Annotated in this window: 15 protein-coding genes; 11 read left to right on the top strand and 4 right to left on the bottom strand. The window is 53.0% G+C overall.

Annotated features, from left to right (window positions below; translation table 11 throughout):
* Positions 1-6 precede the first annotated feature (6 nt).
* Positions 7-924 (bottom strand): cysteine synthase A, encoded by a 918-nt coding sequence (gene cysK, locus G367_RS0115860; protein WP_020414138.1) that lies wholly within the window; start codon positions 922-924, stop codon positions 7-9.
* A 199-nt stretch (positions 925-1,123) separates the two neighbouring features.
* Here cysK and G367_RS0115855 point away from each other — a divergent pair, with 199 nt between their 5' ends.
* From G367_RS0115855 to G367_RS0115810, 10 genes are all read left to right on the top strand, one after another.
* The gene (locus G367_RS0115855; RefSeq protein ID WP_020414137.1) at positions 1,124-1,786 is read left to right on the top strand and encodes a lysoplasmalogenase; all 663 of its coding nucleotides are present in this window, start codon (positions 1,124-1,126) and stop codon (positions 1,784-1,786) included.
* An 80-nt stretch (positions 1,787-1,866) separates the two neighbouring features.
* Positions 1,867-2,550, top strand: a complete 684-nt coding sequence (gene yrfG / locus G367_RS0115850; protein ID WP_020414136.1) for a GMP/IMP nucleotidase — start codon at positions 1,867-1,869, stop codon at positions 2,548-2,550.
* A 41-nt stretch (positions 2,551-2,591) separates the two neighbouring features.
* Positions 2,592-2,969: an Hsp15 family ribosome-associated heat shock protein gene (locus G367_RS0115845; RefSeq protein ID WP_020414135.1), complete on the top strand. Its 378-nt coding sequence runs from the start codon at positions 2,592-2,594 to the stop codon at positions 2,967-2,969.
* An 85-nt stretch (positions 2,970-3,054) separates the two neighbouring features.
* Positions 3,055-4,548 carry a S1C family serine protease gene (locus G367_RS0115840; RefSeq protein ID WP_020414134.1) on the top strand — a complete coding sequence of 498 codons (1,494 nt, stop codon included), beginning with the start codon at positions 3,055-3,057 and terminating at the stop codon, positions 4,546-4,548.
* A gap of 27 nt (positions 4,549-4,575) precedes the next feature.
* Entirely contained in the window at positions 4,576-5,028 is a 453-nt protein-coding gene (locus G367_RS0115835) for a DUF4124 domain-containing protein (RefSeq protein WP_157533564.1), read from the top strand.
* 126 nt (positions 5,029-5,154) lie between these two features.
* Positions 5,155-6,033 (top strand): Hsp33 family molecular chaperone HslO, encoded by an 879-nt coding sequence (hslO, locus tag G367_RS0115830; RefSeq protein ID WP_020414132.1) that lies wholly within the window; start codon positions 5,155-5,157, stop codon positions 6,031-6,033.
* A gap of 291 nt (positions 6,034-6,324) precedes the next feature.
* Entirely contained in the window at positions 6,325-7,872 is a 1,548-nt protein-coding gene (locus G367_RS0115825; protein WP_020414131.1) for a phosphoenolpyruvate carboxykinase, read from the top strand.
* A gap of 226 nt (positions 7,873-8,098) precedes the next feature.
* Positions 8,099-8,779: a hypothetical protein gene (locus tag G367_RS0115820; protein WP_020414130.1), complete on the top strand. Its 681-nt coding sequence runs from the start codon at positions 8,099-8,101 to the stop codon at positions 8,777-8,779.
* Positions 8,780-8,794: 15 nt separating this feature from the next.
* Positions 8,795-9,496 carry a D-Ala-D-Ala carboxypeptidase family metallohydrolase gene (locus G367_RS0115815; RefSeq protein WP_020414129.1) on the top strand — a complete coding sequence of 234 codons (702 nt, stop codon included), beginning with the start codon at positions 8,795-8,797 and terminating at the stop codon, positions 9,494-9,496.
* An 81-nt stretch (positions 9,497-9,577) separates the two neighbouring features.
* On the top strand, positions 9,578-10,657 hold the full coding sequence (locus G367_RS0115810) for an AI-2E family transporter (RefSeq protein WP_020414128.1): 1,080 nt from the start codon (positions 9,578-9,580) through the stop codon (positions 10,655-10,657).
* Positions 10,658-10,673: 16 nt separating this feature from the next.
* Here the strand turns inward: G367_RS0115810 and G367_RS0115805 are convergent, their stop codons facing one another.
* A complete protein-coding gene (locus tag G367_RS0115805; RefSeq protein WP_020414127.1) occupies positions 10,674-11,489 on the bottom strand; it encodes a bestrophin-like domain in 816 nt (271 codons plus the stop codon).
* Positions 11,490-11,655: 166 nt separating this feature from the next.
* Between G367_RS0115805 and G367_RS0115800 the strand changes: the two genes are divergently transcribed.
* On the top strand, positions 11,656-12,177 hold the full coding sequence (locus tag G367_RS0115800; protein ID WP_020414126.1) for a peroxiredoxin: 522 nt from the start codon (positions 11,656-11,658) through the stop codon (positions 12,175-12,177).
* 67 nt (positions 12,178-12,244) lie between these two features.
* Here the strand turns inward: G367_RS0115800 and G367_RS0115795 are convergent, their stop codons facing one another.
* A complete protein-coding gene (locus tag G367_RS0115795; protein ID WP_020414125.1) occupies positions 12,245-12,577 on the bottom strand; it encodes a PAS domain-containing protein in 333 nt (110 codons plus the stop codon).
* Between the two features lie 158 nt (positions 12,578-12,735).
* Positions 12,736-14,142 carry a nitrogen regulation protein NR(I) gene (gene ntrC, locus G367_RS0115790; protein WP_020414124.1) on the bottom strand — a complete coding sequence of 469 codons (1,407 nt, stop codon included), beginning with the start codon at positions 14,140-14,142 and terminating at the stop codon, positions 12,736-12,738.
* Positions 14,143-14,145: the final 3 nt, after the last annotated feature.

Genomic DNA, 14,145 nt, shown 5'->3' with positions numbered 1-14,145 from the left:
AGGGTTTCAGGCGGAAAACAAATCTTTTACTGAAAGGTAGCGCTCCCCGCTATCGTAACTGAACACCAGTACCCGGCTACCCGGAGCAAACTCGCCCTCACGCTTTTTCACTGCGGCCAGGCTGGCGCCGGAAGAAATACCAATGAAAATTCCTTCCTTCACCGCACATTGACGCGCCATTTCAAAGCTGTCTTCCTCACTCACGAGAACAGTGCCATCGAGTACTTCGGTATTGAGCACCTCCGGAATAAAACCAGCGCCAATGCCCTGCAAGCGGTGTAAACCTTTCTCGCCACCGCTGATTACCGGTGACTTTTCCGGTTCGACCGCAAAAACCTGCAATTTGGGGAAACTCTCCTTCAGGACTTCACCACAACCGGTAATATGACCACCAGTACCAACACCGGTAATCAGGTAATCCAAACCTTCGGGAAAGTCTTCCAGGATTTCTTTCGCAGTGGTACTCCTGTGCACCTGAGCATTTGCGCGGTTGCGGAATTGCTGTGGCATCCAGCTATGTTGATGCTGGGATAAAAGCTCCTCAGCTTTGGCAATAGCGCCTCCCATACCCTGCTCCTTGGGCGTCAGGACCAGCTCAGCCCCCATCGCTTTCATTACCTGGCGGCGCTCCAAAGACATGGACTCAGGCATGGTAAGGATCAGACGATACCCTTTTACTGCTGCCACCATCGCGAGACCTATACCGGTATTGCCTGAAGTGGGTTCGATAATAACGCCGCCAGGCTGCAAAATACCGCGGCGTTCTGCATCCTCAATCATCGCCAGGGCAATACGATCCTTAATACTGCTCCCCGGATTAAAGCGCTCCACTTTCATCCACACCTCAATATCGGGGCGGAACATATGGTTAATTCTTACATGTGGGGTATTGCCGATGGTTTCCAGAATATTGGCTGCCTTCATCGATGAAGCTCTCCGTTAATGACGTCCACGGCATACAAACCAACCTGCCGGGACAATAAATGTCAGTTCGCGAATATTAACCCAGATGCTGCGCATCCTGAGATTTCACAGGTAAAAATCCAAGACTGCTGAGAAAGCTGTTAGATTCCCTCCGGGGATTACATCGGATAACAATAAACAGATCTCAAAGAGTACCGCTATGACCATCAATGCCACTACCACTTCACAGTCAGAGTATCTGTCTCCGGCCACATTCATCCTTTGCGCAGCCCTCTTTATGCTGCTAGAAGGTTTAGGGGTTCAGGGCCTGTGGATGGCTTCGCTGAAAGCCCTGCCTATTGCGATACTCGGTCTCATGGCACTGCGCCATCTGGGTGGCCTCACCCGCCGTCTAACCCTCGTGGCCCTGTCCTTTTCCGCCCTGGGCGATGTGCTGCTGGAAATGGATTTTCATAATCAGTTTGTCTTTGGCCTTGGGGCTTTCTTATTAGCGCAACTGGTCTATGTCGCAAACTTCCTGCGCTTTGCGAACTTCCGTAACAGGCGCAGCCTGCTGCGTATTGTGCCAGTAATCCTTGCAGCGGTATTGTTGGCACAACTGATTCTTCCAGCTACGGGAGAGCTGGCGCCGGCGGTATTGGTTTATTTGCTTGCAATCGTCGCTATGGCTCTCGCAGCCGCAGCTCACCGTGGGCACTCTGGCCTGCTGTTCACTGGGGCACTTGTTTTTCTGTTGTCCGATACACTGATCGCCCTGAATAAGTTCATCACGCCGCTACCCTTTGCCGATACGGCAATCATGCTTACCTATTACAGTGCGCAACTTGCCATCCTGTACGGAGTCCGTCGGGCGCAGGCATAATAGGCCCTGTCATTGGGAGGAGACGCAAGCCAGCTACACTTTGGCTTCCCGCCCTCACCATAAGGAGGTAGACAGGCCGCATGCTCGACTGGCGAAGTATCAACACCGTATTACTGGATATGGACGGCACCCTGCTGGATTTGCACTACGATAACCACTTTTGGCTCGACCATCTGCCAAAGCGCTATGCGCAGGTACACGGTCTGGACCCAAAGCAGGCACAGCTAAAGCTTGAGAAGGAGATCGATGCACGCCGCGGCACTCTCGAGTGGTACTGCCTGGACTTCTGGGCTGAAGCGTTGCAGCTGGATATCCTGGCCATACTGCGTGAGATTGAAGGACGTATTGCCCTGCGCCCTCACACAGAGGCCTTCCTACAGGGCCTGCAACAGCTTCAAAAACCCACCTTCCTCGTCACCAATGCGCACCGCCTGGGGCTCGACCATAAGCTGGAGATCACCGGAATCGGCCGCTGGTTTGACGATATTATTTCCTCCCATGACTATGGACATGCCAAGGAAAGCGAGCACTTTTGGCACGCCCTGCGCAAAGAGGTGGGATTTGATCCCGAGCGCACTCTCTTCGTGGATGACAACCAAAGTGTGTTGGCTGCGGCACAGGATTATGGCATCGCCAACCTGCTATGCATTCGCCAGCCGGATAGCCGGGGGCCCAGGCGGGAAGTAACCGACTTCCCGGCCATCCATCACTTCGATGAAATAATGGCCCTGGAGACAGGCGCCACTCATACCGGCCAGGGATAAAGCAACACCCTGGCAACGCACTCAGTAAAATTTCGGATTAAATGGAAAAAGTACGTATCGACAAGTGGCTCTGGGCCGCACGTTTCTTCAAGACCCGCAGTATCGCCAAGCAAGCTATCGATGGGGGCAAGGTGCACGCCGATGGCCAGCGAGTCAAAGCCAGTAAGGAAGTCTCCGTTGGAGCCGTCCTGAGTATTCGCCAGGGCTGGGACCAGCTTGAGGTCGAAGTTATCGCACTATCCGACCAGCGTCGCAGCGCCGACATCGCCCGCACCCTTTACCGCGAGACCGATGAAAGTATCGACCGACGTGAACGCGAGCGCAGCGAGCGCCAGGCAGCCAATGCGGGTATCCAGCGTGAACGCCCCAATAAGAAGCAGCGCCGCCAGATTCACCGTTTCCTGCGTGAGCAGAAGTAGGCCCAAATAATCAATGTGGTGAAAATTCCGCCATCATTTTTTATAGCTGCTACACTGGCCCAACTTAACCCGATAGAAAACAGCCATGATGAAACGACTGATCGCCATCTCCCTGCTGCTTCTGCTCGGTATGCAGACCGCTGCCGCAGACAGCCGCGAACACGAACAACTAAAACGCTCAATCATCAAGATTTACACCACTGCCGCTGCCCCGGATTACTTTAATCCCTGGGCCCTGTTAAACCCCAAGCAGCTATCCGGTTCCGGTGCAGTTATCCGCGATCAACAGATCCTCACTAACGCCCATGTCGTGGCCAATGGCAGTTTTATCCAGGTGCAGCGCCATGGGGATGCGAAGAAATTCCGCGCACGAGTAAAGTTTGTCTCCCACGACGCCGATCTTGCACTGCTGACAGTGGACGATGAAAGCTTCTTTACCGATACCCGCCCCCTAACACTGGGCAAGCTGCCAGATCTGCAGGAGGAAGTGACTGCCTATGGTTATCCCATCGGTGGTAAATCCCTATCGATTACCCGCGGTGTGCTATCCAGGGTAGAGCACCAGTATTACGCCCACGCAGAAAGTTACCTGATGGCCGGCCAGATCGATGCCGCCATCAACCCCGGCAATAGCGGCGGTCCAGTCATTTCCAATGGCCGTATTGTCGGTGTGGCCATGCAGACCAACCAAAGCGCCGAAAACCTGGGCTACTTCGTACCCCCAAGCGTGATTGCCCATGTGCTCGAAGATGCGAAAGATGGCGTTCATCAGGGCTTTCCAGAGCTGGGAGTAGTTACCCAAAGCCTCGAGAGCCCCTCCATGAAAAAAGCCGCCGGTCTCAGTGAAGATCAGGATGGCGCCATGGTAGTAAAGGTATTCAGTGATGCCCCGGTGGCGGAAGTGTTGAAACCTGGCGATGTGCTGCTGGAAGTGGATGGCTTCAAGGTGGCCGCCGATCGCACAGTAGAGTGGCGTGAAAATCAGCGCACCAACTACCACTATGCCGTAGACCGTCACCACGTGGGAGACGCACTGCCTGTGCGCTTTTCCCGAAACGGCGAGGAGCAAACCGCTCAAGTGACTCTGGCGGCTGCCCCCCCTTCCCGTGCACTGGTACTCAGTGAGCAATTCGACCAACAGCCGCGCTACTACATTTTTGGTGGTGTGGTATTCGTGCCCCTTAATATGAATTTGATCAAGCGCTGGGGGAACAACTGGCACTCCAAGGCCCCTATTGATTACCTTTATGCGCGCAACCAATGGAGCGAGGAAAACCGTCGCGAGCTGGTGGTAGCCCTTAAGGTACTGCCCGCTAATGTCAATTTGGGTTACCACGACTGGAAGAACTGGATTATTGACTCGGTGAATGGTCACAGCGTCGCTGACTTCGACGAATTCGCCCAATTAATGGAAACCAATAAATCCGACTTCGTGGAGCTGCGAGATCGCTCCGGCTACCGCATGGTACTGGATGCCGCAGAGGCCCAGGAACAAGAGCCGCTGATCCTACAGACCTATCATATCCCCCAGCGACACTCGCAAGGGCTGTTCAGCCAGCTGGCCAATAAAGAAAAATAAGGCCCTTACCTGGGCCAGGGAGATACAGTGAAGCCGCTAAGAGGAACCTTTCTATTTACTGTCTGGCTCGGCGGCATGCTAATAGCTGCCGCTGTGAGCTCTGCAGAACTCTACCGCTGGGTAGATGAGGATGGGCGAGTGCACTTCAGTGACCGTGCCCCCGCAGCGGGCAAGGCCGAGAATATCTCCGGTAAACTGGGGCCCATCAACTCAGCCGAAGCCACACGGAAACGGGAAAGTCTGTTCAACCCCAGTTCAGCCAGTATTGACCGGGAGTACGAACAGCGCCAACAGAAGGAACAGCAAGCCCGCCAGCAGGAAATGGAGCAGCTTTGCGCCAAGGCGCGCCAGCGCCTGGCGACCCTCAACGGACGAGTTGCCTTTATTGACAAAAATGGTAAAGAAGTACACGTTACGGGGCTCGAGCGCCAGGAAATGGCCAAAAAGCTCCAGCGCCAGATCGCCAGTCGTTGTGGCTGAGCACTTTTCAGGCTATCGCATTCAGCCGGTATTCCCTGTACCGGCGCCATAATTGCCCAGGCCAGCTACCATTTAGGGATATCCACCTCTAAAATCCCGCGGTTTAAACACCGAGGCACTCGATCTATGTCCGATCAGCTGGAACGCTTTATCTTCTCCAAACACGATATTCGCGGGCAGATGGTGACCCTAACTGAATCCTATCGCGAAGTGCTGGAGCACAACCCCCTACCGGCACCGGTAGCGCGTCTGCTGGGTGAATTCCTGGCCGCAGCCTGCCTGCTTTCAACCACTCTTAAATTCGATGGTGTACTCAGCATACAAGCCCGTGGAGAAGGGGATTTACCTTTGATCATGGCTGAATGTACCCACCACAGCGACTTGCGGGGTATCGCCCGAGTGGCCGAAGATGCACAGATTGACGATGACGCAACCCTGGGCCAAATGATCGGCAGCCGCGGCGCGCTCGCTATTACTCTGGAACCTAAACGGGGTGAACGCTACCAGGGCGTAGTGCCCATGGAAAAAGAGAACCTGGCTGGGTGCCTGGAAGACTACTTTACCCAGTCGGAACAACTGGATACCCGCTTCTGGCTGGAATGCGATAGCAGCAGTGTTGGCGGCATTATGCTGCAGGTGTTGCCAGGCAATAATGCCGCTAGTGCAGAGGAAAACCGCGATGCCTGGGAAACCGCTCTGCACCTTGCCGATACGGTAACTGATAAAGAGCTGTTTACAGTTCCCCACGAGGAACTGATTCACCGCCTGTTTCATCAGTTGGAGCCTGCCACCCTGGGTACCGACAGCATCCGCTTCAAGTGCAGCTGTTCACGGGAGCGCAGCGCGAGGGCATTGATGTCCCTGGGTGCCGAGGACGTTTTCAAGCTATTGGATGAGCAGAACGGCGAGATTGTTTCAGATTGCCAGTTTTGCAATGCCCAATACCGCTTTGATCGCGACCAGATTGAATCCCTTCTAAACGCCCCCCCCCACACTCTGCACTGAGTGGGCTGCCCGGGCGGGGGCTCCATCCCCCGCCAATTACTATCTACAAAATAGGGTTATTAGCACCACCATTATTCACAAGGCAAATTCCACAACAATAACCCATACATCAAGCTGATGATTAATTGCTTAATTTATGGTGACAGCGCTGTCAAAGCGCAAAAAATGACCGTCTTTGCTATCCGCTTATTTTGAATTTTGCCATAATGCGCCCCCCAAATTTTGCCTGGCTGCCTAATACTTGGGCAGCCCTAATATTTTTACTATCCAACATTCACGGGTAATCGACGAATGGCACAGATCGACGACACCGCGCTGGTTTTCAAGAACCTATCACCAGCACAATTGGTAGAGCAGGCTCTTACGCGCGGCGAGGGCAAATTATCTGACACAGGCGCGCTGGTCACTGAAACCGGCGCCCGTACCGGCCGTTCCCCAGCGGACCGCTTCGTTGTGGAAGAGCCCTCCACCGCCGACAGCATCGCCTGGGGCAATGTGAACCGCCCCTTTCCGCAGGATAAATTCGATGCCCTGTGGGACCGTGTAGAGGCATTTGTCTCCGGTGGTGACAGCTTCGTGCAACAGCTCCATGTTGGCCAGGACGAAGATCACTACCTGCCGGTTGTCGTAACCACCCAGACCGCGTGGCACAACCTGTTCGGCCGCAACATGTTTATCCGCGCTGAGAAGTACAACCCCAAGGGCAAGGAAGAATGGCGCATCCTGCACGCACCGAACTTCGTGTGTGAGCCTGAGCGCGACGGCACCAACTCCGAGGGCTGTGTAATTATCAACTTTGGCCAGCGCAAAGTTCTGCTGGCTGGCATGCGCTACGCCGGTGAAATGAAGAAGGCAATGTTCTCCGTTCAGAACTTCCTCCTGCCGGAAAAAGACGTAATGCCCATGCACTGCGCTGCCAACGTTGGTGAAGACGGCGACACCTGCCTGTTCTTTGGCCTGTCCGGCACCGGTAAGACCACCCTATCCGCCGACCCGGAACGCTACCTGATTGGCGACGATGAGCACGGCTGGACCAAGGGTGCAGTATTCAATATGGAAGGTGGTTGCTACGCGAAAACCATCGACCTGAGCCAGAAGAATGAGCCGGTAATCTGGGATGCCATTCGTTTCGGGGCCATCGTTGAGAACGTGGTAACCAACGAACACGGCACTGCTGACTACTGCGACACCAGCCTCACCGAAAATGGCCGCTGCTCCTACCCACTGGAACACGTGGAAATGCGCCAGCTGGAGAACCGCGCCGGAGAGCCGAAAAATGTAATCTTCCTCACCTGTGACGTATCCGGTGTATTGCCCCCGGTATCCATCCTCTCCAAAGAGGCTGCGGCATACCACTTCCTATCTGGTTACACAGCGCGCGTGGGCTCTACCGAGCTAGGTGCAGAAGCCGGTATTCACCCGACCTTCTCCACCTGCTTCGGCGCACCTTTTATGCCGCGCGCTCCTCGCGAGTACGCCGACCTGCTGATGAAGCGCATCGAGGACTTCGGCTCCAAGGTTTACCTGGTCAATACTGGCTGGACTGGTGGTTCAGGCAATAATGGCAAACGTTTCCCGATCCCAGTAACCCGCGCAGTAGTTGCCGCTATCCAGAACGGCGCGCTACAAGGCACCGCCACCGAGCACCTGGAAACCCTGAACCTGGACATTCCTTTGGAAGTACCGGGTGTAGACAAAGCCTACCTGAACCCACGCGAAGCCTGGGATGACAAGGCAGCCTACGACGACCAGGCCGGCAAGCTGGCCAAACTTTTTGCCGAAAACATTGAGAAATTCAATGTGAACGATGAAGTGAAGAACGCCGGTCCCAAGGCCTAAGTTCCACTTCCCAGAACACTCCACAACGATATCAAATCGCTGAGGAGTCTAAAAAGCCCCAAGGCCGCAAGGCCTCGGGGCTTTTTTATGCACAGTTCAGCCCACCCTACGCAACTGCCCCGCCGAATTTTGCGGCTATAGTGTTTAAACAAACGCCGACGATTTGGGCGCCTGCGGATCGAAGCCCCGCTTCGCAGTACAGCTCCAGGAGCAGAAGTCTCAGCTCATGTCCGCTGACAAATTTTTGATACGTTTCAACATACTGTACCCATACCGGCCGCCCGGTCGCAGGGTTAACCGGGTGGTGGTTGTATTCCTGACACTGCTGCTGGCTTCAATATTGCTGATACTGTGGCTTTTTCTCTACCAAAAGTCCCTGGATAAGCCCTATGTGGAGATAAGGGGCCATCGTGTTGCCAGCGCAGATAATTTTGATGGATTCCTGCGCTACGGCGACAACCGGGAACGGGTACAGGCTCTCAGTCGCTACCTGGCGAGCCGGGGTATAGCAAATGTTGTCCCGGTAAGTAGCTTGCTACGCCAGGGCGGCGGATGGATAGAATTGAGAGAACCTCCTTTTGCTATTCCACCCCAAAGCGAGTGGCACAACATAGTCAAAACTTTGACACTACTGCGGGATCAGATCATTCCTCTAATTGGCTCTGTAGATGTGGTCGCAGGATTTCGCAGTGACGCTTATAACCGCAAGCTGGAACACAGTGACAAGGCCCATCATCGAGACTTTTGTGCCCTGGACCTGATCCCCAAATCGAATATCAGTCACCGGGAGCTAGTGGAGGAATTGCGCGCCCTTCACGCGCGCCTCGGCCCGGAGAGCAATTTCGGCCTCGGCCTCAGCGATGGAGTGCGCTTCCATATAGACACCTGCGGCTATCGCATCTGGTAATTGGCGGAGATGCCCATGGATATTCAAGACAACAAAGCTACCGAAACCAATAGCCCGCGTCGCCGATTACTGCTGCTTGCTGCCATTCTCATCGCAGCCATTATTACCGTATTACTTTTTACTTCAGAGAAAACACGGGAGCTCGGCGAGCGTTTAATCAGCCCCATCGATTTACTACCATTACCAGAAATCCCCGATATTTATGATATTCAGGGGTATCCAGCGGCATCTGAGCGGCTCTTCAGCCGCTTTCTTAAACAGGAAGACAACAATATCCTGTTTTCCAAGCTGAAAGATTTCCTGCGCATTAATCAGGTAGACCAGGTTGTGCCCCCGTTTGAATTGTTGCGCCAAGGCAGCGATTGGCAGGATCTGGATGAACCGCCATTTGCCATTCCCCCGGTAGGAAACTGGGGAACCATGGTATACACACTGCGGGCAGTGCAGCGTGAAATCGTACCAATTATCGGCCCCGTCACCGTAGTCTCCGGTTGGCGCACCACCAGCTATAACAGTAAGGCCGGCGGCTCCAGGGGCAGCAAGCACCTGCACTTTTGTGGACTGGATATAGTTCCGCAGAAAAAGTTCTCTCGCGAGCAACTGGTACCGGTACTGAAGAATATCCATAAGTACAACGGCCAACAGTGGAATATGGGCCTGGGCATCTATAAAGGTATTCGCTTTCATGTGGACACCTGCGGTTACAGGCGCTGGTAAATCCCTCTTGCTTCTGCTTAGATAGAGCGCAAATAAGGCGCCCGATACCACAGGGCTTTTGCAGAAGCAGAGGAAGTTCCCGTGCAGGAAAAATTGGAAAGGCGCTCGTTTATCCTTTCACTTCTATTGGTTTCAGTAGCCTTCCTGCTACTTGTAAAACCTTTTTTCACACCGATTTTCTGGGCTTGTGCCATCGCCCTGATCTTTTACCCGGTATACCGCCTTCTGATGCAGCGTTTTCCAAACTCGCCCAATTCCATGGCGCTGCTGACCCTGTTCATGTGTATTGTGCTGCTGGTGATACCGGTACTGGTGGTGGCCACTTCTTTTATCAATGAGGCGGTAACGCTTTATCACAAAGTACAAAACGGTGAGATTGATATTTCCAAATCTCTGGAGCAGGTGCGCAGCGCCTTCCCACGGGTCAACGATATGCTTGAGAGCATAGGAGTGGACATTGAGGAGGCCAAGCAGCGCCTACTCGGCGGAGTAATGAATGCGGGCAGCTTTGTCGCCAGAAATGCTATCGAGGTGGGCCAAAACACTGTTAACTTTTTTGTCATGCTGGGTCTGATGCTCTATCTCACCTTCTTTTTAATCCGCGATGGTGAGCGGCTAGTTAACCTGATAATACACGCGCTTCCCCTCGGCGATGAGCGCGAGCACCTGCTTCTGGCCAAGTTTGCCGAGGTCACCCGTGCAACCATCAAGGGCAACCTGGTGGTCGCCATTACCCAAGGCACCCTGGGCGGTATTATTTTCTGGGTCCTAGACCTACCTGCACCGCTTTTGTGGGGGGTCCTGATGACACTGTTATCACTGCTACCAGCAGTAGGTGCAGCATTGATCTGGTTCCCCGCATCCATTTACCTATACGGGGTAGGGGAACCCATTAAAGCCACTATATTGCTCGCCTACGGATTTACTGTGATCAGCCTGGTAGACAATATACTGCGCCCGATTTTAGTTGGGCGGGATACCAAGCTGCCAGACTATCTGGTGCTGTTTTCCACTGTGGGCGGCCTGTTTATGTTTGGTGTCAGCGGCTTTGCCATAGGCCCGCTACTCGCCGCGCTGTTCATCGCCTTTTGGGAAATTTTTATGCGGGAGTTTGTGCACCCGGAAGATATGCTGATGCCACCCAGACCTGATAGCGAGTAAAACTCACCTGGACTCTTTAACGCTCTGTGGGAGCCTGAGACTCCCTTTGACGTAGCGCTTTCAGGCGCTGGTTGAGATCACTCATCGGCGCCTGGTCAACCAGTAACACCCCCTGGTTGGCCCTGTCTAAATCGGCGATCAGCAAAATCACCGTGGCAAAGGTGAGAGCCAGTGCCAGTACAACCTGCACCGAACCACCGCGGCTGATCCCCAGCTGGTAACCAATCGCCAGCATGGCCAGTATTGTCATAAAGTACAGCGCCAGCCACAGGGGGGCGGGAATACGATACTGCAGGCCCACCACCACCCTTGCGCGATGCAAGTCCATCAGGGTGTTTACCGGATCGGAAAATTGGCGCAGGTAATCCGCATTGTAACCCTGGGCAATATGGCTCTGTACCAGTTGCCACAGCTGCCGCTGAATTTCCTCACTGCGTTTGATATCAGCAGAGCTTACCGGTGTAGAGGGATCAAAATCACGCAGATCCACATATTCCGCAAGCAATCCACGGGCGCGCTCACGTTTCGTTTTCTCAAGAAAGTCCGCATTCAGGTAGGCCGCCAGGATAGTATTAACCTCCTGCAACAACAGAGCCTTGCGCTCATTAAAGCGGTCCGCGGTCATATTGAAGGTAAACGCTAAAACAAATGCCACCAAACCAAGCGTTGCCGCAACAGCACTGCCAATCGACGACTCACCAGCAACGCTCTCTCTTCTCTGGCGCCTATGCCCCCAGAATACCCCTAACGCCAAAGCGCAGAGAACCAGTGCCACTGTAATCAGATATATCAGGGGCAATGGCAGCAAATAGAAAATATTACCCGAGTGCATAAGAGTCCCCACAGACTGAGGAAAGTCTGGCCCAGCGGGGTATCACTGGCCAGTTTTTCCAGGCTCTCTGCAGGGCTAAAGAAGTGGCGTATTTATAATGAACCTACTAGTTTGTACCATATGGCAGCGGTAGCATAGGCGCAACATATCCGAGAGCAAACATACTATGAAATACTGGATTACCCTGGTTTTAACTACGCTGATCAGCCTGCCATTGATGGCCCTTGAGGTTGGTGACAGAGCACCGGACTTCTCTCTTCAAGGATCAGACGGCAATACACACAGACTCGCTGAACACAAAAATAGAAATGCAGTAGTAATCGCCTGGTATCCACGTGCCTTTACCAAGGGCTGCACGATAGAGTGCAAATCACTGGCAAAAAATGGACACAAGATTCGCAAGTTCAATGCTGCCTACTTTATGGCAAGCACCGATGATATTGATGAAAACACACGCTTCGCTAAGCACAATGAAGCCGACTTCCCTCTCCTGAGCGATCCTTCAGGTGAAGTCGCCAAGGCTTACGGTGTGCTAGTTCCAATGATCAATATTGCCCGGCGTATTACTGTCTATATCGGTAAGGATGGGAAAGTCCTGAAAATTGATAAAGACGTTAACCCTGCCACCAGTGCAGAGGATATTGCCAGAAACCTGGCCAAACTAGGCATAGAAAAGAGTGAGCCCTAAAAATATTAATAAATCTGGCCCGAAGCACTCAGGGCCAGATTTATCCGACTCAACTTAATTTATGACATCATTCTATTACGAAAGAAATGCCAAAGCAGCACTTCTCCCCCTCAAAATCCCCAAGCCACTTGCAAACACTTAACGTAGCCTCACCTCGACTGGATTTAATTACGTGCTCTAGTAAATAATCCGGCTCACCGGAAGCAAAGACGCGCTTATCCGCCTCTCGCAGAGCTTGAGCATTTTCCGCCCAAGTTAGTTGAGCGTCGGTTTTTCCCACTACATCCTCACCGGCCAACTCGCAAATTTTGCGATTACCCCAAATATATTTTTCATCTTGATCTTTCACCCAAAAAAGAAACGGCACATTATCAACAACTCTAAGCTCTTCAGCGTTCATAGAACTCCATCTCCAGCCACTACATTCATATTTGAACTGCATTAATAAATGCAAGTGTAAAAGCCAAAGGAGGTTTTGCCTTTATCATTCATTGAGTATTAACATGAAAATTCTTATTTCATCTTTGTCAGAAATAGCCGGAGGCACAAAAATAGTTCTTAATTGCCGCTAATCTCCAGCTCTTTTAATTTTCTTGTCAGGGTATTTCGTCCCCAACCAAGTAAATCTGCGGCATCACGCTTGCGCCCGGCCGTATGCTTTAAAGCAATCTCGATCAGGGCACGCTCAAATGCGGGAACTGCCTCACTGAGTATTTCGCGCCGCCCGGATGACAGGGCCTGATCAGCCCAAATACGTAGGGCTTTTTGCCAGTCCAGTGGGGTTTCGCTCTCCTGCCCTTGTTGGTGCAGTTCCTGGGGCAAGTCTTCGATATGTACTTCACGGCCAGAGGCCATAACGGTAATCCAGCGACAAGTATTTTCGAGCTGCCGTACATTTCCAGGCCAATCCAAACCTGACAGGTAACCCTCTGTTTCCTTAGTCAGGATTTTTGGTTCCACCCCGAGGTCTTTTGCGGCAGCATTGAAGAAGTGACGCACCAGCCTTGGGATATCTTCACGGCGATCGGCCAACCTTGGAATATGAATGCGGATTACATTCAAGCGATGAAATAGGTCTTCGCGGAATTTATGCTGCAGTACCAGCTCCTCAAGGTTTTGATGGGTGGCGGCAATAATCCGCACATCCACTTTTACCGGAGTGTGTCCGCCAACCCGATAAAACTCCCCATCCGCCAATACTCGCAGAAGCCGCGTCTGGGTTTCTGCCGGCATATCACCAATTTCATCCAGGAAAAGGGTACCGCCATTGGCCTGCTCAAAACGCCCGGCACGCTGGGAGCTGGCCCCGGTAAAAGCGCCTTTCTCATGCCCAAACAATTCAGACTCCATCAAGTCTTTCGGAATCGCGGCCATATTCAGGGCGATAAAGGGTTTTTCCCTTCGTGGACTGTGATTGTGCAACGCCTGAGCCACCAGTTCCTTACCAGTGCCAGACTCACCATTGATTAATACAGTGATATTTGAGTGAGAGAGCCTGCCGATCGCACGGAAAACTTCCTGCATCGCCGGCGCTTCACCAATGATTTCTTTATTCTCGGTGCCATTATCCTGTTCAATGCGCTCTTCCTGCGCCTGCTCACTGGCGTGCACCAGGGCGCGGCGTGTAACCGCTACAGCCTCATCAATATCAAAAGGCTTAGGCAGATATTCAAAGGCACCGCCCTGATAGGCGGCGACAGCACTATCCAGATCCGAGTGGGCAGTCATAATAATGATCGGCATGTTTGGACGTTCCGCCTGGAAGCGCTGAAGCAACTTGAACCCATCGGAGCCCGGCATACGAATATCGCTAATCACCACGTCCGGTGAATCGCTGTAAAAATCATCCAGGGCACGGTCGCCACTCTCGTAGCATTGGGTTTCTATCCCCTCCCGAGAAAGCGCCCGCTCCAGCACCCAGCGGATAGATCTGTCGTCGTCAATTATCCAAACGCGATTACTCATTCT

It is taken from the genome of Microbulbifer variabilis ATCC 700307 (assembly GCF_000380565.1).
Lineage (GTDB): Bacteria > Pseudomonadota > Gammaproteobacteria > Pseudomonadales > Cellvibrionaceae > Microbulbifer > Microbulbifer variabilis.
The sequence above is the reverse complement of the archived record's forward strand: the minus strand, read 5'-3'. Positions and strand labels throughout refer to the sequence as shown.